Here is a 21,526-nt window from a genome sequence, read left to right as displayed (position 1 = left end):
CGTTGGAGCAACCTTTCCTGAACGCTGGAATAACCCTCCCCGAACGTTGGAGCAACCCTCCCCGGCACAAGGACGACGCCGGCGTTACCCCCTCCACGGGCTTCAAACAAGATTAAGACCATTTATAATGAAAAGCGTTTCTTTCATTATCCTATTCTTTGGGTGCATGGCCACAGCCCAGGCCCAGCGCGTGTTGAGCCTGGACAGTTGCCGTGCCCTGGCGTTGCGCAACAACAAGCAAATCAACATTTCGCGCATGAGCAAGCTGGCCACCATGAATGCCCGCAAGGCCGTCCGCACCAAATATCTGCCCAAGGTGGATGCGTTGGCCGGCTACGAATGGACCAGCCGCGAAATCAGCCTGCTCAGCAAAACCCAGAAAGCCAACCTCGGCAACCTGGGCACCAACGGCCTCCAGCATGCGGGAGCCAACCTCTCGAGTGCCATTTCTTCACAGATCAACGGCCTCGTCCAGCAGGGCACCCTCACCGTCGATCAAGCCCAACGGCTCGGTGCGCTGATGCAACAGATGGGCAGCGGGCCCATTGCCCAGTACATCGGCAGTCTGGGCAACGCCATCGGCCAGGAACTGGCCAATGCCCTGCGCACCGACACCCGCAACCTCTTCGGCGGGGCCATCATGCTGCGCCAGCCGCTCTACATGGGCGGGGCCATCACGGCAGCCAACCGCATGGCCGACATCTCGGAGCAGATGGCCGACAACGACGTGAACCAGAAGACCCAGGCCACGATCTACAGCATCGACCAGACTTATTGGACCGTGGTTTCGCTCCGGCAAAAGCAGAAGCTGGCCAACAGTTACCGCGACCTGGTGCAGAAACTCGACGACGATGTACACAAGATGATACGCCAAGGGGTAGCCACCCGCGCCGACGGACTCAAGGTGGACGTCAAGGTCAACGAGGCCGACATGCAGATCACGCAGGTGGACGACGGCCTGGCCTTGGCCAAGATGCTCCTCTGCCAGCTGTGCGGACTGCCCATCGATGCTGACATCACACTGGCCGACGAGACCGACGGCGGAGCCTCTGCCACCGCCTACCCCGACCCCACTTTCACCCCCGACCCCACCCTCTCCAGCCGCCCCGAGATACGCCTGTTGCAGAATGCCGTCGATATGAGCGCGCAGACCACGCGCCTCGTCCGTGCAGCCTATCTGCCCCACGTGGCCCTCACCGGCGGCTACATGATTTCCAACCCGAACGTGCTCAACGGATTCCAGAAACGTTTCTCCGGTCTGTGGAACGTGGGCGTGCTTGTCCAGATTCCCGTATGGAACTGGTTCGAGGGCGCCTACAAGGTGCGCGCCGCCAAGGCAGCCACCAGTATGGCCTCGCTCGCGCTCTCCGACGCGCAGGAAAAGATAAACCTTCAGATCACGCAAAGCCGCTTCAAGGTGAAAGAGGCCCGCAAAAGGCTTGCCATGGCCGAGAAAAACATCAGCAGCGCCGAGGAGAACCTGCGCTGTGCTCAGGTGGGATTCCGCGAGGGTGTCATCGAGTCCACCGACGTCATGGCCGCCCAAACCGCCTGGCAACAGGCCCAGAGCCAGAAGATTGACGCCGAGGTAGAGCTGCGGCTCAGCCAGGTGAACCTCGAAAAAGCGCTCGGCATTCTCAACTAACATCCAACGAACCGCATAACAAACCCAAATATCATGTCAGCAAAAACACAGCATAACAACATCCTCCTAGCCGTTCTGGGCTTTGCCACCGCCGTGGTCGTCGTGGCCCTCATCGGATTCTTCACCCTCGGCAAGACCGACGACACCATCCAGGGCGAAGTCGAAGTGTCCGAGTATCGCGTCAGCTGCAAGCTCCCCGGTCGCGTGGTCGAGCTCCGTGTCAAGGAAGGCGACTACGTGCACGTGGGCGACACACTGGCCATTCTTGAGGTTCCCGAGGCTAATGCCCAGCAGCGCGTGGCCGAAGCCGCCGAGGGAGCCACCCAGGCGCTGAGCAGCCTTGCCGAGGCCGGCGCCCGCAAGGAGCAGATTCAAGGGGCCTACCAGCTCATGCAACAGGCCATGGCCGCCGAGGAAATCACCCGCAAGAGCTACACCCGCATGCAGAATCTCTACGACGAAGGAGTGATGAGTGCGCAGAAGCGCGACGAGGCCTTGGCGGCCTACAAGGCGGCCGAGGCGCAGGTGGCCGCGGCCAAGAGCCAGTACGACATGGCCCGCAGCGGAGCCCGCGTCCAGGAAAAGGAGGCGGCCCGCAAGAATGCCCAGGCAGCCCAGGGGGCCGTAGACGTGGTGAAATCGCTGCTCCGCGAGACGGTACAAGTGTCCAATGTCGAGGGCGAGGTGAGTTCCATCTACCCCAAGGTGGGCGAACTCGTCGGCATAGGCTCGCCCATTATGAGCATCTCCATGCTGGGCGACATGTGGGGCACGTTCAATATCCGTGAAGACCAGCTCAACGGAATGAAGGTGGGCAGCCGCTTCACGGCGTTCTCGCCCGCATTCAACAAGGACGTGCAAATGACCGTTTACAACATCAAGGACGAGGGATCCTACGCCGTCTGGAAAGCCACCAAGAGCAACGGACAGTACGACCTCAAGACCTTTGAGGTGAAGGCCCGTTTCACCCGTCGGTTCGACGGGCTGCGTCCCGGCATGTCTCTCATCATCAGGAAATGAAAGATCTTCTGAGCCGCATCTGGCATCTCTCCTTGCGCGAGCTGGGCATCATGCGCCAGAACCCCATCTACGGGTTCTGCACGCTGGGCTTCCCGCTGCTCATCGTGGTGTTCTTCACCTCGCTGATGAGCCAGGGCGTGCCCGTCGACATGCCTGTCGGCGTGGTCGATCACGACAACACCGCCACCTCGCGCGCCATGGTGCGCCAGCTCGACGCCTTTCAAACCTCACACGTCGTGGCCCGCTACGCCAACGTCAACGAGGCCCGCAAGGCCATCCAGCGCAACGAAATCTACGCCTTTCTGCTCATTCCGCAAGGCACCACCCGCGGCCTCATGACCTCCACCCAGCCCCGCATCTCGTTCTACTACAGCAACGTGTCGCTCGTGGCCGGCTCCATGCTCTTCCGCGACCTCAAGACTCTCGCCACGCTGGGCTCGGCGTCGGTGGGCGCCACCAAGCTCGCCGCCCGCGGCAAGACCGGCCGCGAAATCCGCACTTTCCTCCAGCCCATCACCATCGACCTGCACATGGTGGGCAATCCGTGGGGCAACTACAACATCTATCTCAGCACGGCCATGGTGCCCGGCGTGCTCATGATTTTCGTTTTCCTGCTCACACCTTATTCTATTGGCACCGAACTCAAGTTCCACCGCTCGCGCCAGTGGATTCGCATGGCGGGCGGCAGCATCCACGTGGCCGTCGTGGGCAAGCTCCTGCCCCAGACGCTCGTCTTCCTGCTGGTCATGTATGGTTTCGAGTTCTACGTGTTCTATGTCCTCGACTTCCCCCATCCCGGCGGCGTGGCGCCCATGCTTCTGCTGGGCTTGCTCTCCATTTTGGCCTGCCAGGCTTTCGGCGTCTTCGCCTTTGGGCTCATTCCTTCGCTGCGCATGTCCATGTCGGTGTGCTCGTTGTGGGCGATGGTCAGCTTCTCCACCTGCGGCGCCACTTTCCCCGTCTTCGCCATGGACGGCGCCATCCAGAGTCTGGCCCCGCTTTTTCCCCTGCGTCATTTCTATATGATTTACCAGATGTGCATCTTCAACGGCTTCCCCCTGGCCAGTGCATGGGCCAGTTTCGGGGCCCTCGCCATCTTCATTGCGCTGCCCGTTCTGGCCATGAACAATCTGCGCAAGGCCATGCTCATCTACGCCTATATCCCGTAATCATGGAAAAAGACAGTCTGCTTTATAAAATCAAGGAGGGCTTCGCCGACACCTGTTACATCTGGACCAAGGAGATACGCAGCACCATTTCCGACGAGGGCGTGCTCATCTTCTGCATCCTTGTGCCCCTGCTCTATCCGCTGCTTTATTCCTGGATCTACAACAATGAGGTGGTGCGCGACGTGCCCGTGGCCGTGGTCGACCTGTCCCACTCCTCCACCTCGCGCGCGTTCATCCGTGCCGTCGATGCCACGCCCGACGTCCGAGTGGCCTACCACTGCACCTCCATGGCCGAGGCGCGCGACCTCAACCGCCGCCAGCAGGTGCGTGGCACGCTCTATTTCCCGCCCGATTTCGACACCCGTCTCTACCGCGGCGAGCAGTCGGCCGTGGGTGTTTATGCCGACATGAGCCTTATGCTCACCTACAAGGCCATCTACCAGTCGTCCCAGACCGTAGCCACCGAGCTCAACAGCCACATCCAACTGCAGCAGGGCGGCGGCTTCACCCAGCGCGACGACGAGGTGGCCGCCCTGCCGCTGGCGTTCGACGAGGTGCCCATCTTCAACGTCACCGCCGGCTATGGCAACGCCATCCTGCCCGGTGTGCTCATGCTTATCCTGCAGCAGACCCTGTTGTTGGGCATCGGTCTGGCGGCCGGAACCGCCCGTGAGAACAACCGTTATCAGGACCTCGTGCCCATCTCGCGCCACTACAGCGGCATCTTCCGCATCGTGCTGGGCAAGTCGAGCTGCTATTTCATGCTCTATCTCGTCATGGGCGCCTATCTCGCGCTGGTGGTTCCACGCCTGTTCGGCTTCGTCTCGCTGGTCTCCTGGACCACGCTCGCGGGCCTCCTCGTGCCCTACATTCTCTCGTGCATCTTCTTCGGCATGATGCTCTCGTGCCTCGTGCGCTACCGCGAGAATGTCATGTTGCTCGTGGTCTTCACCTCCGTGCCCTTCCTGTTCCTCACGGGACTGAGCTGGCCTCAGAGCAACATCCCCGGCATCTGGCAGGGCTTTGCCTACCTCATCCCGTCCACTTTCGGCGTGCGCGGCTTCCTCCGCATCTCGTCCATGGGGGCCACCCTGTCCGACATCCGCGTGGAGTATCAGGCCCTGTGGATTCAGGTCTTCGCCTATCTGGTGCTCACCTGCGCCGTCTACCGCTATCAGATCAACGCCACGCGCCGCCGCGCCTTCGACCACATGGAGCGTATCAAGGCCAAGGCCGCCGAGGCCAAAAACAAGAAACTGTAGGGACACGCCCGTGGGCGTCCCTACAGTTCATTGCTTCACGGCACAACCCTTTCCGCCTCTTGTTCAGAAAGGCTCGCGCCAGTCGCAGCCCTCGCGCCAACGCGAACAGCCGTAGGCCGTCCGCCCTTTCACCACTCGGCCCTGCCCGCACTTGGGGCACACACCGCCCACCTGCACCTGCTGCCAGCCCTCCTCGACCGCCGTCTGCGCCACCGAGGTCTCTGTCTGCGCCACCGCCGTTTTGCGGGTGCGCCGCAGCTTGCGCGACTCGGCCGTTTTCTCCTTGCCCTTTTTCTCGTCTTCCAGCCTGAAAGCCTCTATCTGCCGGCTGCTGCTGTCGCGCATCACGTCGGTCACTATCTTGGCCACTTGCTCCTTCAGCTCCGCAATGAACTGCGCCGGGCTGTACTTCCTCCGCTCTATGTCGCGCAGCTTTTTCTCCCAGATGCCCGTCAGTTCGCAGCTCGTGAGTAGCCGCTCGTGTATGGTGTCGATGAGTTGAATGCCCGTGGGCGTGGCCACCAGGTTCTTCCGCTCGCGGCGAATGTAGTGACGCTTGAACAGCGTCTCGATGATGCCCGCCCGCGACGAGGGCCGCCCGATGCCGTTCTCCTTCATCGCGGCGCGCAGCTCGTCGTCGTCCACAAACTTGCCGGCCGTCTCCATGGCACGCAGCAGCGAGGCCTCAGTATAGTGCTTGGGTGGCTGCGTCTGCTTCTCGGTCAGCGTGGGCGTGTGCGGCCCCGACTCGCCTTTCACAAAGGCGGGCAGCGTGCGTTCCTCCTCGTTCTTCCGGCCCTCGTCGTCCTGCTGTTCCTCCTTGGAGTAGACGCTGCGCCACCCCGGCTCCAGTATCTCCTTGCCGCTGGTCTTGAATGCCACCGCGTCCACCCGTCCCGTCACCGTCGTTGTGGCAAATTTGCAGTCGGGATAGAACGCCGCCACAAACCGCCGCGCTATCAGGTCGTACACCTTCAGCTCCATGTCGGTCAGCGCCACGGGCGTCTGGCCCGTGGGAATGATGGCGTGGTGGTCGGTCACCTTGGCCGTGTCGAACACGCGTTTGGGCTTCGGCAGCTTGGGGCTGAGGGCGGCCAGCGCCTTGATGATGTCCAGATAGGGCTTCTGCCCGGCCTTCATCATCTGGCTCACCCCGTTCAGGATGCCCGTGCACTTGGGGTAAACGTCGTCCGGGAGATACTGCGTGTCCACGCGCGGATAGGTGGTGAGCTTCTTCTCGTAGAGCCCTTGTATCAGGTTCAGCGTGGTGTCGGCCGAGAATCCGAACTTGCGGTTGCAGTCCACCTGCAGCGATGTCAGGTCGTAGAGCGGCTTGGGGGCCTCCCTGCCATGCTTCTTCTGTACGCCGTCCACCGTGAAAGGCTTGCCCTCGATGAGGGCAAAGTCCTGCCGTCCGTCCTCCTCACGGCTGTATCGGCCCGAGGTGGCGGTGAACAATGTGTCGCGGTAGAGGGTCGAGAGCACCCAGTAGGGCTCCGGCCTGAACTGGTCTATCTCTTTCTGCCGGTTCACGATGAGGGCCAGCGTGGGTGTCTGCACCCGTCCGATGGAGAGCACCTGGCCCTGCTGCTGACGGTAGCGCAGGGTGTAGAGGCGCGTGCAGTTCATGCCCAACAGCCAATCGCCGATGGCTCGGCTCAGCCCCGCCATGTAGAGACTTTCGTAGTCTTGCTGCTCCTTCAGGTGGGCAAAGCCCTCGCGGATGGCCTCGTCGGTCATCGACGAAATCCAGAGACGCTTCACCGGGCACTTCACTTTGGCCAGCTGCATCACCCATCGCTGGATGAGCTCGCCCTCCTGCCCCGCGTCGCCGCAGTTCACAATCATTTCGGCTTCGCCGTAGAGCCTCGCGATGGTGGCAAACTGCTTCTCGAACCCATGGTCGGGTATCAGTTTGATGCCAAACCGTTGGGGAATCATCGGCAGGGCCGCCAGCGTCCAGAAACGCCAGTTCTGCTCGTAGTCGTTGGGCTCTTTCAGCTCGCACAGATGACCAAAAGTCCACGTCACCTGGTAGCCGTTGCCCTCCATATAGCCGTCTTTCGGCGTGTTGGCGTTCAGAATGCGGGCTATGTCGCGCGCCACACTGGGCTTCTCGGCAATACATACTATCATGTCGTTTGTCCTGTTTTTATAGTCTCTTGCAAAGTTACGCAAACCATCCGGATTACCTGCACTTTCCGCCAAGATTATCCCGCCGCACGCCCCCTGCGCCGTCATGGCCCTGCGATGGCGGCGTAAAGGCCGTGCGATTACGCCGTCGTCGCCCGCCGATTACAGCGCAATCGCCACGCGTTTGCACCGTCATCGCAGCACGTCTGCGCCGCCGCGACGGCCGCATTTGTTAAACATCATTAAAACTTCGCCCCGCCAAGGCTTTTTGGCTACCTTTGCAACGAGATATTATATTTGGACCATGCAAAAACTTCATAACCTTTACCGTTTCGCTCTCACGGCCGCAACGGCCCTCCTGCTCTTCTCCTGCAACGGCGGAAACCGCACCGCACAGCGGCTCTGCACCTATGCCGACTCACTCAAGCGGGCCGACGAGGTCATCCGAACCACCGACAGCCTCCTCACCCACACCCATACCTCCCGCCACCAAAAAGCCCTGCTCCGGCTGGCCAAAGCCAAGGCCATGTTCGTGAAGCACTTCTTCTCGCCCCAGTTTCCCACCGGCCTCGACTCCCTCATCGACAGCAGCGTGGCCACCATGGAACGGTACGGTTACAAGGAACGGCTGGCCGAGGCCCACTATTTTCAAGGTATGATTCAGAGCCTCTTCTTCGGCAGACAGGTGGAAGGCATGGTGGCCCTCGAGAAAGCACGCCTTGAAGTGCCCGACGACAACCTCGACTTGCAGTCGCGCATCTACCAGCAACTCGGCTCGGTCTACGAGCTCATGGGCAACCTCGACATGGCCATCAACTACATGCGACGCGTCATCGCCATCGAAAAGCGGCGGCGAGACCCCATGGTCATCATGGTCAACAGCTACAACATCCACACGCTCTTCCGCAAAAACGGTCAGACCGACAGTGCCGACTACTACCTGCGCCTCGTCATCCGCGAGCGGCCCAAGTTCAAAGACCCGCGTTTCAATGTCTTCAACGAGTCGTTCGGCACCTACTATCTCGAGCACCACGACCTCAGACGGGCACGCTATTACTACGACCACGCCCTCCGGACCGACGGCCGTCTGCCCGAGGTGCAGCTCGGACTGGCCCAGATAGCCCGACTCGAACGCCGCCCCGCCGAGGCCCGCCGCCATCTGCAACTGGCCGAAGCCATGGCCGACACGCTCTTCAGCACCAACCAGAACTACCGCATGGCCATGCCCTATTTCCTGCGTCGGCTCGCCGCCTGCCACCATGCCGACGGCAACACGCTGCAGGAGCTCCGCGCCCTGGCCCGCCTCGACTCGCTCTCCACCGTCATGAACCGCGCCAACGAGCGGCTCGTCAACAAGGCCACCCTGCTCGAACAAGACTATCTGGCCCGGCTGATCGAGAAGCAACACCGCCGCGAGGTCCGCTTCACCGTGGCCATCATCGTGCTTGCCAGTCTCATCGCCGCCATCCTGGCTTTCTTCTTCGTGCGCCGGCTCGTGCGCTCCTACCACGCCCGTCTCTACACCGCCACCCAGCGCAGCTACAAGCAAGCCTACGAGATTGGCAAACTCAAGACGCGCATCGAAGAGATGCCCATCGAGCTCACCGACAAGATTCAGGCCGGCAAACCACTCTACGAGGCCATTGCTTTAGGCCGCCAGACCATGAAAGACTGGGGGCGGAAAGAGCTCGAATGCTACATCAACTACGCCCGTCTGGCCGACAAGGAGATATTCTCCCTCCTCGATACCAACTACAATCAGCTGGCCACCAAGCCCACCATCTTCCTCTATCTCTGGAAGAAGGGCTACACCGATACCGACATTTCGCGCATCATGGGCGTCAGCAACGGCAGCATCCGCACCATGCGCTACAACATCCGCAAGCAGCAAAAGGAGTCCCTCTGACCCTCCCATCCCCTCCCCGCACCCCTCCTTTCCTCCCATTGTGCACCCCTTTCCTTTCCCGCTGCACCCCTTTCCTTTCACCCAGAGCCCTCTCTTCTCTTTCACGCAGAGCCGCAGAGAGAGGGAGTTTCCTCTCTCCTATCACCTCTTATCATTGCCTATCGCCCCTCCTATCATTGCCTATCGCCCCCTATCCCCGCCTATCCCCTCCCATCATCGCCTACCCCCATCCCCTCCTATCCCAGCCCATCCCCTCCTATCCCCGCCCCCTTATTTCCCCTCTGCGCCTCCGCGTGCCCCCTTTCACCCTCTCTTCTCTGTCAAAATCTCCTAAAATCCTCGTAACTCTCTGGCTTTCAATTGTTTAAAAATGTCAAAAATGGGGGGGGTAGACCCGTTTTTTCCTTTCCCTTTTGACACATCTTGCCGTCTCATCAAAGATTTTTCTCTTTTGGCTTGCCACTTTTTTGCTCCCTTTCTAACTTTGCATCAATTCCGAAGCAACGGTTAAGAATACACCAAACATAAAGTAAGCAAACCATGTACAGTGAAGTATCAACCAAGCGCATCTACGTCAAGCCTTTCTGTGAGGTCATTCCCGTAGAGGTCGAAAGCGGGTTCTTGTACACCTCTTTCCATGGACAGCACAACCCTGCACACCACGGAACCGTACCCGAAGAGGACAGCGGGGGCGGCCAGCACAACCCAGGCCATCACGGTACAGGGCCCACGGGTGCCAAGATGTTCCGGCTGTCAAGCGACGAAGACGAGCTCGTGCCCGTAGGACGAAGCGGCTACAGCCCGTGGGACGACTAAGCCAACCTTAACAAAAGTCTTAAAAAATAAAGAGCACAACATGAAGACAACAAAAGCATTCTTCCTCGCAGCCCTCGCCACGGCAACCCTGTTGCTCGGCGCCTGCTCGGGCAGCGACCTGCCGCAAAACGGCAAAGACAACAAAGACAACAACCCCTCGGAGAACCAGCTCACCGAGTTTGTGGCCAACTCCCCCGATAAAAACACCACCCGCACCTCCATGGACTACGCCTCGGGAGCGTTCTATTGGGAGAAAGGCGACAGGATATGGGTCAAAGACGACGACGGCGTCTGGCAGCAAAGCACCAATGCCGTAGACCTCGATCGCCAGGCCAGCTTCAGGTTCAAGGTGCCCGGCAAGTTCACGGCCAGCCCCGTTTACACCGTCTACTACTCGGGCAAGAATGGCGATAAAAACCAAGTCTCCATTCCTGCCACGCAGAAAGCCACCGTGCCCAACAACACCACGGACTTCGGCATACAGGGCGACTGCGGCATGGCCCCGGCCACTCGCAAGGGTTCCTACTTCGATTTCCACCTTGACCACAAGGCCTCCTACCTCGTGTTCCAAGTCTACACCATCGGTCCCAAGCTGCGCAGCAGCTACCTCACCAAGGTAAAGGTCACGTCCGACAACAACATCACAGGCAACTATACCCTTGATCCTGCCACCAACAAGCTCTCGGGATCGGGTGCCGGCTCCGAAATCACCCTTAACGTGAAAGGCACTGGCAAGTATGCCGACGGCTTCCCCGTGAACGCCGGCGGGGCCGACATCAAAGTCAACGGGGCCTATATGGTCATCGCTCCCGGCCAGCACACCCTTCAAGTAGACTATACGGTGAAAGATCCCTTGACCAATACGGAAAAGACCATCCGCAAAAACCTCGCCGCTTTCGATTATCAAGAGAACTATTATTACGACATAACGGCCCAGATCGAGCTGCCCAACTTCCAGTACAACAACGAATACTACAAGTGGGATGCCAAGGAAAACTTCTGGTATGGCCACGAATGGTACAGCAATAGCAACTGGCAAACCGGCTCAATATTCCCCGGAGCCAATCAAGAATCGGACGACGGAATCCCCGAGAACGATGCAAACTCGAAAGCTACAACCAGTGCCAGCAATTCGTGCACCATTTGCCCTACTGCAAACGAACTGTTATGGTATATCCGAAAAGGTGATCCACGTTACGACGCAAACCAAGAATGGATTGCCTTTGGGCGACACTACAGGGGCGGCATTTGGTTCAAGAAAAAGGCTGTAATATGCAAAGAGCAAGGCATTACCCCCCAGCAGATGAGAGATTACTATATGAATGGTAATAGACCAGTCGATATACGCACGATAACTTCGTCAGCTGGTATATCCCTATCAAGGAACATTTACGGGACGACGAGGCCTTCCGGAGCGGAAATCGACAAGTATTTCTTCGTGCCATTCAGAGGTTACTACTCGATTTATACATCCTTTCCATTGGGAGTGGAGCTTTCAGGAATAGAGAGTATCGGGCGATACTGGTCGTGTGACCGCAGCCATGTCTCAGGTGGTGGTGCTTGGGCTCTGTATATTCACAGTTATGAAGCAATGTTGGTGAGCAGTAATATTACGTATGGGCTGTACGTGCAGCAATTCGAATAACCCGCAGCTCGCCGCGGCCCAACCCCGCATCGCGGGTGCCGGCAGGTAGGGACACACCCCGTGCGTGTCCTTGCACCCCCGGCCACCACACCCTCTCCCCCCGTTCTTTGACATACCGACACACGCAAAAGAAAGGCAAAAATCCCGGCCACTCATTTGGATATGCCGTTGGAAAACCGTAAATTTGCCAGCGAAACAACAAGGAATTATAACCTCTTATTTTTGTATTTATATTTGTACTCTTACATTGTTAAGGAGCCGCAGGACCGGTAGGTGATCTATAGGTCCTGCGCATTTTTTTTGTTTCAGCGTGTGGAACGGAGGCGAACAAGCGGTGCAATTCCAAATTCTAAATTCAAAATTCAAAACATAGAGCTTATATCTTGTTGCCACGGAAAGCGTTGAGGGCACGGCAAACAGCGGCCACATCTGCATTGGTCATGGTCTGGTTGCAGGGAATGCTGAGCTCGTGGGCAGCGATGGACTCGGTGACGGGCAGCGAGAGACCGTGCCATTCGGGGTAGCAGTCCTGAAGATGGGGCGGAATGGGATAGTGAATCATTGTGCCGATGCCCTGCGCCGTGAGCCAGGCCTGCAGCTCGTCGCGGTGACGGCAGAGCACGGGGAAGATGTGATAAATGCACGCCTCGTCGCGTCCGGCCATGCCGTCGCCGAGCGGAGCGGCCGTAGCCCACTCCTGCCAGCCCGGCAACGTCAGCTCGGGGTTGTCGATATGGCTGTAGTAATGGTCGGCGATGGCCTTGCGCCGCCTGTTTTCTTCGTCCAGATATTTCAGTTTCACGCCGAGCACGGCAGCCTGAATCTCGTCGATGCGGCTGTTCATACCGCGATAAGGGAACACATACTTGCGGCTCGACCCATAGTTGCCCAGTGCGCGAACCACCCTTGCCAGCTCCTCGTCGTCGGTGGTCACGGCCCCCGCATCGCCCAGCGCCCCCAGGTTCTTGCCGGGGTAGAACGAGTGGGCGGCGGCACTGCCGAGGCTGCCACAACGCCCCAACGCACAGCCTTGGAGCCTGTAACTTGGAACTTTAGGCTTTAAACTTTGAACATTAAGCCCTGAATTTGCAGCTTTGAATTTTGAATTTTGAATTTTGAATTGGGAGAGGCGACAGCCAACTCCCTGCGCATTGTCCTCGATGAGCCGGAGATGGTGGCGCGTGCAGATGTCGCTGATGCCCTCTGTCCACGCACAACGCCCGTAAAGATGCACCGAAAGCAGGGCTCGTGTGCGCTCCGTGACGGCCTCCTCGATGCGTGTCTCGTCGAGCTGGAGCGTGCCCGGACTCGGCTCCACGAGCACCGGACGCAACCCGTTCTCGCTGATGGCGAGGATGGAAGCAATGTAAGTGTTGGCCGGAACAATCACCTCATCGCCCTCGTGGAGCACCCCCATCTCCTTGTAGGCGCGGAAGATGAGCGACAGTGCATCCAGTCCGTTGCCGCAACCCACGCAGTGGCGGGTGCCGATGTAACGGGCATAGTCGGCCTCGAACTGCGCCGTGGCCCTGCCCTGCAGGTACCAGCCGCTGTCCACCACCCTGCTCACGGCCTCCTGTATTTCGTCGCGGTGCATGGCCGTGACCTTTTGCAGACTCAGATATTCCATCATGTCGGTATGCTGTTTCAGAGTTCCCACTCATACGTGTCGTACACCACGCCGCGGCCGCCGTAGCCTTCTTTATGCGCAATGAGCCCCTCGTTGATGACGCTGCCGCCCTGCTCCGTCGAGCTTCCGAAGTCGAGATAGGGGCGGTCGGGATAGTCGTGCGCCATCACCTGCTCGTAGATGGCCTCCATCGCGCCGTATGCCTTGCCCTCGTCGTTGGTGGAGCTGTACTGCCCGTGCACCACCTGCGGAGTGATGTAAAAGGTGAGGCCGCCGATGATGCGGCCCTCGCGGTAGGCGTTGTACTGGATGATGCTGTCGGGAAAACGGCCTTTCAGCAGCTCCATCTCCCGCAGCGTGTGCACGGGCGACGCCCCGAAGCGGTGCATCAGGTTGGCCTCGAGCAGGGGCCAGAAAGCGGCCAGACTGTCGTCGCGCACCACCGTTACGCCGCCGTCGTGGGCGTTACGCAACCGCCGCAGATGGTCCTTGCGCCAGCGCAGGTGCTGTTGCACGAAGATGGTGGTGCCGATGTTGCGCGTGCGGAGCCGGGCCCCGCACTTCCAAAAGATGGCGTAAAGGTCTTCCTCGGACGGGTGGCGGTGGTAGATCCAGGGGATGGGGCGGTAGACAACGCGCCGGAATCCCGCGCCGCGCAGGTAGTCGTTGAGGACAATGAACAGCGCGCAGGTGTCGGCAATGGTCACGTGGATGTCCATCACGAGGCCGCCGTAGGTGAGTCCGAAATGGGAATACAGCGTGTCGTCCACGCGGTGGGCGGGCAGCAACGCGTAGAGTCGGCCGTCCTTGTAGCATAGCAACGAGTGGTCGTCGAACCGGTCGGCATGATAGTCCATGTAGTCGCGGCGGAAGAGAAAGGTGGCATTGCGGGCCCGGTCCACGTAGCGGTCCCAGAGCGGCTTGTCGGCCGCGGTGTAGCGTCTCACTTCAAACATGGCTCCAAGGTTACAGGGATTTGCGGTATTCGGCATAGTCGCGGATGTAGTCGACCTCGTCGAAGGCATCCTCGGCCAGCACCAGACAGACGGCGCCCGAGGAGAAATCTTCCAGCGTGCGCCACACCATCCGCTCCACCAGAAGCCCCTGGTAGGGATGGTTGAGCAGGAAGGAGCGGCGGTCGGCGCCGTTGTCGAGCGTCACCGTGAACGATCCACTCACGGCGATAATCAGCTCGCGGCAGTGCCGGTGGGCGTGTCCCCCGCGGTGTTCGCCCGAGGGCACGTCGTAGGTCCAGTACACGCGGCTGATGCCGAAAGGCACGTCGCGCAACTGTTCGGCCACGGTGAGGTTGCCGCGCGGGTCGGTGATTTTGGGCAGATTTATGATTTCTCCAAGTTGTTTCATCATCTTCAAGTTTATGTTTTTACGGAAGTTGCCGATGCAAACGCATGGGGCTGGCGCAACGTTGCATGAGTATTGGCAATGCCATTAAACTGGCGCGCAGCCCCCGCACCCTGTTGTTCGCCATTCCACCACGCCGTAACGGCATCACAATAACGGCGTAAACGCATCGCGACAACGGCGCAAACGCGCGGCGATAACGGCGTAATCACGACGCGATAACGGCATTTTCGCAACGCCCCCGATACCTCGGGGCATTCTGCCCCACGCCTCATGGCATCACAACGCACGCCCCGGGACGGCACGCCCCACGCCTCACGGCATCACCTCGCCCACCCCACGGCGGCGCAGCGGCGCCCTCGCCCGGGCCCAGCGGCCGGCCGGCGGCTACTTCTTCATGTACGGATCGGTGCCCAGCACCGTGGCGGCCAGCCGACGGGCCTTGCCGCGCAGGGCATCCATGTTGCAGCCCAGCTCGTCGTAGCAGAGCACCACACCCATGCGACGGCCTATGTGGGCCTCGGGCTTGCCGAAGATGCGCACGCGCGAGCGGTCCTCGGCGCACACCGCTTCCAAGTGGTAATCGAGCGGCTCAGCCGACTCCACCGGCGACAGCACCACGGCCGAGGCCCCGCTGTGCTCCAGGTGAATGGCCGGGATGGGCAGACCGAGGACGGCCCGCAGGTGGAGCTCGAACTCGCTGAGGTTGGTGCAATGGCTCAGCGTAACCATGCCCGTGTCGTGCGGCCGCGGGCTCAGCTCACTGAAAATCACCTCGCCCTGCTTCGTCAGGAAGAACTCCACGCCCCAGATGCCACAGCCCGTGAGGGCGCGCGTCACCTCGGCAGCCATGTGCTCGGCCGCCTTCAGGGCCTCGGGGGCGAGGGCAAAGGGCATCCAGCTCTCGCGGTAGTCGCCGCCGCGCTGCACGTGGCCAATGGGCGGACAGAAGAGCGTGGGGCCGGCTTTTTGCGTCACGGTGAGGAGGGTGAACTCGGAGTCGAAGTCGATAAACTCCTCGATGATCACCTCTTTCACGTCGCCGCGTCCCTGCTCCATGGCCTCGCGAAAAGCCTCGCGCAGCTCATCGTCGTTGTGCACATAGCTCTGTCCGTGGCCCGACGACGACATGAGGGGCTTCACCACACAGGGGAAGCCTATCTCGTCGGCGGCCCACTTGAACTCGTCGAACGTCTTGGCATAGAAGTACTTGGCCGTGCGCAGCCCCAGGTCATGGGCGGCCAGGTCGCGGATGGCGCGGCGGTTCATGGTGAAATTGACGGCCCGGGCCGAGGGCGCCACCTGAACGCCGCCCTGCTCCAGCCGCAGCAACCGCTCGGTGCGGATGGCTTCTATCTCGGGCACGATGATGTCGGGGCGGTGCTTCCGCACCACGGCCTCGAGGGCATCGCCGTCGAGCATGGAGAACACCTCGCGCTCGTCGGCCACCTGCATGGCCGGCGCCCGGTCGTAACGGTCGCATGCAATGACGTACTGCCCGGCGCGTTTGGCCGCAATGGCAAACTCACGGCCCAGCTCGCCCGAGCCTAACAACAGGATTTTTTTCATGGTTTCATCTTGTTTTTCGGTCGTCCACGGCTACCCGTCGCCCAGCCGCCGCCGCACCAGGGGCGGGAACCGGCTCAGCAGCATCTGCCACTCGGGCGTGACGGCGAGCTTGCGCAGGTCTTTCTCCAGTATCTCGACGATGGCTCCGGGCGGCACGCCATAGCGCGCGGCAATGGCTTCAAGGGGCTGCCGGGCCGTGCCGAAGAGGCCGTAGCGGGCGCAGATGATCTGCTTGTCCACCTCGCCGAGCATGGTGATGAGGATGTCCATGTTGGCCCGGTCGCCGTCGGTGAAGAGCAGCGCGGAGCGAGCCATGAGGTCGAGACACTGGTGCAGTTGTTGGGAACAGGTGTCCATGAAGACGCGGGGTTTGGTTTTCGGGGTTGACTACAGGGCTCAACGCAGGGGCTCGGGGGCCGTGGGCGCAGCCGTTGCGGCCGGCCGGGCCATGCGCTGGCGGATGAACTCGGCCACGAGTCGGGCCGACGCCTCGATGCCGAGCAGACTGGAATTGATGCAGAGGTCGTAGCTCTCGGCCTGGCCCCAACGCTTGCCCGTGTAGTAATTGTAATAGGAGGAGCGGGCGTCCTCGTGACTCTCGATGTACTTGCGGGCGGCGGCGGCATTGAGGCCATGGCGGCGGGCCACCCGCTCGACGCGCTGCTCCAGGCGGGCCGTGACGAAGATGTTGACCACGTTGGGGAAGTCGCGCAGCACGTAGTCGGCCGTGCGCCCCACGAACACGCAGCTGCCCGCCTCGGCGGCACGGCGTATGGCGTCGCTCTGGAACTGGTAGAGACTCTCCTGTGAGAAGTTGTTCTTGTAGTAATTGTTCTCGCCCATGAGGGGCACGTGCACGTGGGAGAGGGAGCGGAGAAAGCCTTTACGCTCGTCGTTCTGCTCGAAGAATCGCTCGCTGAAACCGCTCTCCCTGGCGGCCAGATTGAGCAGTTCGCGGTCGTAGAACGTGCAATCGAAACACTCGGCCAGCTGCCTGGCAATCACCCGGCCGCCCGAACCGATCTGCCGGCCGACGTTGATAATGATGTTTTGCTCATCCATGATTTGAGGATATGACTTGTTTCTTGAACTTTCGCATGTACAGAGACATGATGGCCGCGGCCACGAGGGCGGCCGTGAGGTCGGACACGGGGAGCGAATACCACACGCCATCGACCCCGAAGAACCGGGGCAGCACGGCCAGCAGCGGCAGCAAGAACAGCAGCTGGCGCGACAGCGAGAGGAAGATGCTCACCTTGACCTTGCCGATGCACTGGAAAAAATTGGTGACCACCATCTGAAATCCAATGACCGGGAAGAAGAACATGTTGATGCGGATGGCCTTGATCGACAACGCGACGAGCGTGGCGTCGGCCGTGAACAGACGGGCGCAATAGTAGGGCAACAGCATGGCCACGAGCCATCCGGCGGTCATGATGCAGGTGGCGCCCACGATGGAGAGGCGCAGCACACGCATCAAACGGTCGGTCTGCTGGCTGCCATAGTTGTAGCCTGCAATGGGCTGCATGCCCTGATTGAGGCCCAACACAAACATGAGGAACACCGTGGAGATGGCGTTGGCAATGCCGTAAGAGCCCACGACAAGGTCGCCGCCGAAGCGCACAAACTGGTTGTTCATGAAGATAACGATGATGCAGGCACACACGTTCATGAGGAAAGGCGAGATGCCGATACCCACAATGTTCTTCACCAGACCGGCCTTGAGGCAGTAGATGCCACGCTTGAGGTGGAGCAGTTCGCGCCGGTCGGCAAAGAGTTTCATCTGGTAAACGAGGGCCAGCGTCTGCGAAATGACCGTGGCAAAGGCGGCGCCGCGGATGCCCCAGCCCCACCAAAGAATGAAGATGACGTCGAGCACGATATTCATGACCACGGTGAAGATGGTGGCATACATGGCCTGACGCGGCTTGCTGGCGGCGCGCAGCACGGCGTTCATGCCGAAGTACATGTGCGTAATCATGTTTCCGGCCAGTATCACCTGCATGAAGTCGCGGGCGTAGGGCAGCGTCTGCTCGCTCGCGCCAAAGAAGCGAAGAATGGGGTCGAGGAACAAAAGGCACACCACTCCGAACGTAAAACCGATGATGAGATTCAGGGTGACGGTGTTGCCCAACAGCCGTTCGGCCGTCTGATAGTCGCGTTGTCCCAGCTTGACAGAGATGGCCGTGGAGGCCCCTATGCCCACCGCCGCACCGAAAGCACCCGACAGATTCATGAACGGGAACGTGATGGCCAGACCCGAGATAGCCATGGGCCCCACCACCTGACCGATGAACGCGCGGTCGATGATGTTGTAGAGCGAGGAGGCCGTCATGGCAATGATGGCCGGAAGGGCGTATTGCGCCAGCAGCCGGCCCACGGGCTTGGTGCCCAATTCGAGCGTCGCCTTGCGGTTGTCAGTGTTGTCTTGCGTCATGAGAACGTACAAATGTCGGATTGCAAAATTACGAAAAAGATTTGGAGTTTCGCCATTTTCACATTACTTTTGCACGTGATTCGCCGTAAATCACACGCGAACCGCAGCTATATAGAACAGATATTGCGAATGAGAAAAACTTTACTCCTCCTGCTCCTCTGGGTCAGTGGCGCAAGCCTTTGGGCCATGGGCGCGGAGCTTGAGGCCGGGCGGGGCCGGCTTTGGGCCCTCCGGGCCGACTCCACAGCCTATCCCGACGGGCAGTTCCGCATCTACCGCCTCGCTCTGAAAGACAAGCGGGGCACGGCACACAGCCTGAAACATCCCGAAAAATTCCTGTCGGAGAAGGCGCTGGAACGGCGCTACCGGCAGGGACTGCAGGTGGACTCTACCGACCTGCCCCTGTCCGAACGCTATCTCAGGCAGCTGGCCGAGCGGGGGTTCCACGTCATCGGCGGTAGCAAATGGAACAACACTGTGCTGGTCAAGACGGCCCGCACGGCCGCCACAGACCTTTTCACGGGGCTGCCTTTCGTCGCCAAGGTGACGCGGGTGTTCACCACTCCCGACTCCATCAGGGCGGAACGCGTGGACACCGTCGTGGCCGACACGGCCGCCCTGCGCCGTCCCCGCACCCATCGCTACGGGTTGGGGCAGAGCCAGATAGACATGCTCAATGGAGCAAGACTCCATGCAGCGGGCTTCCGCGGCGAGGGCAAGCTCATCGCCATCATCGACGGAGGCTTCATGAACGCCGACAAAATCGGCTACCTGCAACAGGTCAACATCGTGGGACAACGCGACATGGTGTACCCCTATCAGGCCGACGTCTACCGGCTGTTGGACCATGGAACGATGGTGCTTTCGGACATGGCGGCCCACGCCGACAGCCTCTTCGTGGGCACGGCGCCGGGTGCCAGCTTCCTGTTGCTGCGCAGCGAGGACGGCCGCACCGAGAACCTCGTCGAGGAAGACTACTGGGCACAGGCCGCCGAATACGCCGATTCCGTGGGTGCCGACATCATCAACTCGTCGCTGGGATACCACCAATTCGACGACAAAGCGGCCACACACCAGTACCGCGAGCAGGACGGACACACCGCGCTTATCTCCCGAACGGCCTCGATGCTGGCCCGCAAGGGCATGATTCTGGTGAACAGCGCGGGCAATGAAGGCATGCGTTCGTGGAAGCGCATCGGCTGTCCGGGCGACGCCGAGGACGTGCTCACCGTGGCCGCACTCAACAAAGACAGCGTGAACGCAGCGTTCAGCTCCGTGGGCCCCTCCATCGACGGGCGCGTCAAACCCGACGTGGCGTCGCGCGGCGTGGGGGCCACGGTCATCGACGGCTCGGGCGTCATCACCCAAGCCAACGGCACTTCGTTTGCCACGCCCATCCTTTGCGGCATGGTGGCCTGCCTGTGGCAGGCGCTTCCGGGCAAGACAGCCAGCCAGATTATGGACTTGGTGCGCAAGGCCGGCAGCCGCGCCGACCATCCCGACAACGTGTTCGGCCACGGCATCCCCGACTTCTGGAAAGCCTATCAGGCGGGGCTCGGCCACGAACCGGCCGCCGTCGACAACTAAACGCAGGAGGCACCGCAGCATGAAAGCGTCGGCACTAACCCTCTTCGAGCTCAACGCGCTGGTGCGCGAAGTCATCGAATCGACCTTCACCACCTGCTATTGGGTGGAGGCCGAACTGTCCGAGGTGCGCGAGGTGCGGGGCCACTGCTACATGGAACTCGTGCAGAAAGACCTGTTCTCGCCCACGCCCGTGGCCCGCGCCTCGGCCAAATGCTGGAAGAGCCGCTGGGCCTTGCTGCGCCCCAAGTTCGAGCAGACGACCGGGCAGTCCCTGCACGCGGGCATGAAAGTGATGCTCAAGGTGGCCGCCAGCTTCCACGAGGCCTACGGGTTTGCGTGGATTGTGCAGGACATCGACCCCACCTACACCCTCGGCGACATGGCCCGCAAGCGACGGGAAATCGTCCGACGGCTGCAGCAGGAGGGGGTGTTCGACCTGCAAAAAGAGCTCACTATCCCCCTGTTTGCCCAGCACATTGCCGTGATTTCCAGCGAACAGGCGGCCGGCTACGGCGACTTCTGCCGTCAACTGGCCGATAACGAGCTCGGTCTGGCCTTTGAGCCGCAGCTGTTTCCGGCCGTCATGCAGGGCGATCAAGTGGAGCCGAGCATCATCGCCGCCCTCGATGCCATCAACGCCGAAGCCGACCGTTTCGACGTGGTGGTGATTATTCGGGGTGGCGGCGCCACGGCCGACATGAGCGGATTCGACACCCTTGCCCTGGCCGAGAACGTGGCCAACTTCCCCCTGCCCATCATCACGGGCATTGGACATGAGCGCGACGAGAGCATCCTCGACATGGTTTCGCACACCCGTGTCAAGACGCCCACGGCGGCGGCAGCCCTGCTTGTGGACCATTTGGCCGGGGTGTGGCACCACGTGGACGACTGCCAACGCCGCATGACCACCTGCGTGAGTCGCCGCCTGGAGACGGCCCACGCGCGGCTCGAACGCTGTGCCGGACGCATCCCCACGCTGTTCTCGCTGGTCAAAGTGAGGCAGGAGGCGCGGCTCGAACGCCTCTCCACCCAGCTCACCGCCCTTATCCAGGGACAGCTCGGCGGGGCCGCCGCCCGGCTGCAACAGCTCGAAGCTCTCGTGCCCACCCTCGCCAAGCAGCGCATGACCGACGAAATGCACCGGCTGGAACGCACCCAACTGCGGCTGCGCGCCGTGGACCCGCAGCTGTTGCTGAGCCGCGGCTACAGCATTACGCTGCACCAAGGCCGCGCCGTGCACGACGCGTCGCAGCTCAAACCCGGCGACGAGATAGAGACCCGACTGGAACACGGCACCGTGCGCTCCACCGTAAACCCCATTCACCACCCATCCTAAACATCACCA

Annotated in this window: 17 protein-coding genes; 9 read left to right on the top strand and 8 right to left on the bottom strand. The window is 60.8% G+C overall.

Translation table 11 applies throughout. The features are described 5' to 3' along the window. Positions 1–127 precede the first annotated feature (127 nt). The 4 genes from PREDE_RS02295 to PREDE_RS02280 are packed head-to-tail and all read left to right on the top strand — an operon-like array spanning position 128 to position 5,096. Positions 128–1,645, top strand: a complete 1,518-nt coding sequence (locus tag PREDE_RS02295) for a TolC family protein (RefSeq protein ID WP_005843716.1) — start codon at positions 128–130, stop codon at positions 1,643–1,645. 33 nt (positions 1,646–1,678) lie between these two features. Then, entirely contained in the window at positions 1,679–2,665 is a 987-nt protein-coding gene (locus tag PREDE_RS02290; protein WP_005843718.1) for an HlyD family secretion protein, read from the top strand. Continuing rightward, positions 2,662–3,834, top strand: a complete 1,173-nt coding sequence (locus PREDE_RS02285; protein ID WP_005843719.1) for an ABC transporter permease — start codon at positions 2,662–2,664, stop codon at positions 3,832–3,834. Before PREDE_RS02290 ends, PREDE_RS02285 begins: the two co-directional genes overlap by 4 nt. A gap of 2 nt (positions 3,835–3,836) precedes the next feature. Beyond that, positions 3,837–5,096 (top strand): ABC transporter permease, encoded by a 1,260-nt coding sequence (locus PREDE_RS02280; RefSeq protein ID WP_005843720.1) that lies wholly within the window; start codon positions 3,837–3,839, stop codon positions 5,094–5,096. A 63-nt stretch (positions 5,097–5,159) separates the two neighbouring features. Here the strand turns inward: PREDE_RS02280 and PREDE_RS02275 are convergent, their stop codons facing one another. Further along, complete coding sequence (locus PREDE_RS02275; protein WP_015298395.1) at positions 5,160–7,232, bottom strand: DNA topoisomerase 3; 2,073 nt, start codon at positions 7,230–7,232, stop codon at positions 5,160–5,162. A gap of 301 nt (positions 7,233–7,533) precedes the next feature. On the opposite strand from PREDE_RS02275, the gene PREDE_RS02270 reads away from it, so the two are divergent. The 3 genes from PREDE_RS02270 to PREDE_RS02260 all read left to right on the top strand — a co-directional run bounded on the left by PREDE_RS02270 (position 7,534) and on the right by PREDE_RS02260 (position 11,596). Next, positions 7,534–9,135: a tetratricopeptide repeat protein gene (locus tag PREDE_RS02270; protein ID WP_005843722.1), complete on the top strand. Its 1,602-nt coding sequence runs from the start codon at positions 7,534–7,536 to the stop codon at positions 9,133–9,135. Between the two features lie 540 nt (positions 9,136–9,675). Further along, on the top strand, positions 9,676–9,951 hold the full coding sequence (locus tag PREDE_RS02265) for a hypothetical protein (RefSeq protein ID WP_015298394.1): 276 nt from the start codon (positions 9,676–9,678) through the stop codon (positions 9,949–9,951). A gap of 40 nt (positions 9,952–9,991) precedes the next feature. After that, positions 9,992–11,596 (top strand): hypothetical protein, encoded by a 1,605-nt coding sequence (locus PREDE_RS02260; RefSeq protein ID WP_005843725.1) that lies wholly within the window; start codon positions 9,992–9,994, stop codon positions 11,594–11,596. A 376-nt stretch (positions 11,597–11,972) separates the two neighbouring features. Here the strand turns inward: PREDE_RS02260 and PREDE_RS02255 are convergent, their stop codons facing one another. The 7 genes from PREDE_RS02255 to PREDE_RS02225 form a co-directional block, all read right to left on the bottom strand. Further along, positions 11,973–13,229 (bottom strand): DegT/DnrJ/EryC1/StrS family aminotransferase, encoded by a 1,257-nt coding sequence (locus PREDE_RS02255; RefSeq protein ID WP_005843727.1) that lies wholly within the window; start codon positions 13,227–13,229, stop codon positions 11,973–11,975. 14 nt (positions 13,230–13,243) lie between these two features. Then, entirely contained in the window at positions 13,244–14,182 is a 939-nt protein-coding gene (locus tag PREDE_RS02250; protein ID WP_005843729.1) for a GNAT family N-acetyltransferase, read from the bottom strand. 10 nt (positions 14,183–14,192) lie between these two features. Then, on the bottom strand, positions 14,193–14,591 hold the full coding sequence (locus PREDE_RS02245; RefSeq protein WP_044126881.1) for a sugar 3,4-ketoisomerase: 399 nt from the start codon (positions 14,589–14,591) through the stop codon (positions 14,193–14,195). Between the two features lie 384 nt (positions 14,592–14,975). Beyond that, positions 14,976–16,157 (bottom strand): formate-dependent phosphoribosylglycinamide formyltransferase, encoded by a 1,182-nt coding sequence (gene purT / locus PREDE_RS02240; RefSeq protein WP_005843734.1) that lies wholly within the window; start codon positions 16,155–16,157, stop codon positions 14,976–14,978. Positions 16,158–16,187: 30 nt separating this feature from the next. Next, complete coding sequence (locus tag PREDE_RS02235) at positions 16,188–16,514, bottom strand: hypothetical protein (protein WP_005843736.1); 327 nt, start codon at positions 16,512–16,514, stop codon at positions 16,188–16,190. Positions 16,515–16,553: 39 nt separating this feature from the next. Then, positions 16,554–17,219: a cytidylate kinase-like family protein gene (locus PREDE_RS02230; RefSeq protein WP_005843738.1), complete on the bottom strand. Its 666-nt coding sequence runs from the start codon at positions 17,217–17,219 to the stop codon at positions 16,554–16,556. Next, on the bottom strand, positions 17,212–18,594 hold the full coding sequence (locus tag PREDE_RS02225; protein ID WP_005843739.1) for an MATE family efflux transporter: 1,383 nt from the start codon (positions 18,592–18,594) through the stop codon (positions 17,212–17,214). Before PREDE_RS02225 ends, PREDE_RS02230 begins: the two co-directional genes overlap by 8 nt. Before the next feature lie 129 nt (positions 18,595–18,723). On the opposite strand from PREDE_RS02225, the gene PREDE_RS02220 reads away from it, so the two are divergent. Together PREDE_RS02220 and xseA are read left to right on the top strand one after the other, a co-directional pair. Then, positions 18,724–20,181: a S8 family serine peptidase gene (locus PREDE_RS02220; protein ID WP_044126756.1), complete on the top strand. Its 1,458-nt coding sequence runs from the start codon at positions 18,724–18,726 to the stop codon at positions 20,179–20,181. Between the two features lie 19 nt (positions 20,182–20,200). Then, a complete protein-coding gene (gene xseA, locus PREDE_RS02215; RefSeq protein ID WP_005843743.1) occupies positions 20,201–21,517 on the top strand; it encodes an exodeoxyribonuclease VII large subunit in 1,317 nt (438 codons plus the stop codon). Positions 21,518–21,526 lie beyond the last annotated feature (9 nt).

Source organism: Prevotella dentalis DSM 3688 (assembly GCF_000242335.1).
GTDB classification, from domain to species: domain Bacteria; phylum Bacteroidota; class Bacteroidia; order Bacteroidales; family Bacteroidaceae; genus Prevotella; species Prevotella seregens.
Note: the sequence above shows the minus strand (reverse complement) of the source record. Positions and strands in the feature narration are given on the sequence as shown.

Coding starts and splice junctions, on each gene's coding strand:
- PREDE_RS02245 (WP_044126881.1), bottom strand. CDS start 14,591: ATGAAACAACTTGGAGAAATCATAAATCTGCCCAAAATCACCGACCCG.
- PREDE_RS02270 (WP_005843722.1), top strand. CDS start 7,534: ATGCAAAAACTTCATAACCTTTACCGTTTCGCTCTCACGGCCGCAACG.
- PREDE_RS02275 (WP_015298395.1), bottom strand. CDS start 7,232: ATGATAGTATGTATTGCCGAGAAGCCCAGTGTGGCGCGCGACATAGCC.
- PREDE_RS02235 (WP_005843736.1), bottom strand. CDS start 16,514: ATGGACACCTGTTCCCAACAACTGCACCAGTGTCTCGACCTCATGGCT.
- PREDE_RS02250 (WP_005843729.1), bottom strand. CDS start 14,182: ATGTTTGAAGTGAGACGCTACACCGCGGCCGACAAGCCGCTCTGGGAC.
- PREDE_RS02255 (WP_005843727.1), bottom strand. CDS start 13,229: ATGATGGAATATCTGAGTCTGCAAAAGGTCACGGCCATGCACCGCGAC.
- PREDE_RS02295 (WP_005843716.1), top strand. CDS start 128: ATGAAAAGCGTTTCTTTCATTATCCTATTCTTTGGGTGCATGGCCACA.
- xseA (WP_005843743.1), top strand. CDS start 20,201: ATGAAAGCGTCGGCACTAACCCTCTTCGAGCTCAACGCGCTGGTGCGC.
- PREDE_RS02220 (WP_044126756.1), top strand. CDS start 18,724: ATGAGAAAAACTTTACTCCTCCTGCTCCTCTGGGTCAGTGGCGCAAGC.
- PREDE_RS02260 (WP_005843725.1), top strand. CDS start 9,992: ATGAAGACAACAAAAGCATTCTTCCTCGCAGCCCTCGCCACGGCAACC.
- purT (WP_005843734.1), bottom strand. CDS start 16,157: ATGAAAAAAATCCTGTTGTTAGGCTCGGGCGAGCTGGGCCGTGAGTTT.
- PREDE_RS02225 (WP_005843739.1), bottom strand. CDS start 18,594: ATGACGCAAGACAACACTGACAACCGCAAGGCGACGCTCGAATTGGGC.
- PREDE_RS02285 (WP_005843719.1), top strand. CDS start 2,662: ATGAAAGATCTTCTGAGCCGCATCTGGCATCTCTCCTTGCGCGAGCTG.
- PREDE_RS02290 (WP_005843718.1), top strand. CDS start 1,679: ATGTCAGCAAAAACACAGCATAACAACATCCTCCTAGCCGTTCTGGGC.
- PREDE_RS02265 (WP_015298394.1), top strand. CDS start 9,676: ATGTACAGTGAAGTATCAACCAAGCGCATCTACGTCAAGCCTTTCTGT.
- PREDE_RS02280 (WP_005843720.1), top strand. CDS start 3,837: ATGGAAAAAGACAGTCTGCTTTATAAAATCAAGGAGGGCTTCGCCGAC.
- PREDE_RS02230 (WP_005843738.1), bottom strand. CDS start 17,219: ATGGATGAGCAAAACATCATTATCAACGTCGGCCGGCAGATCGGTTCG.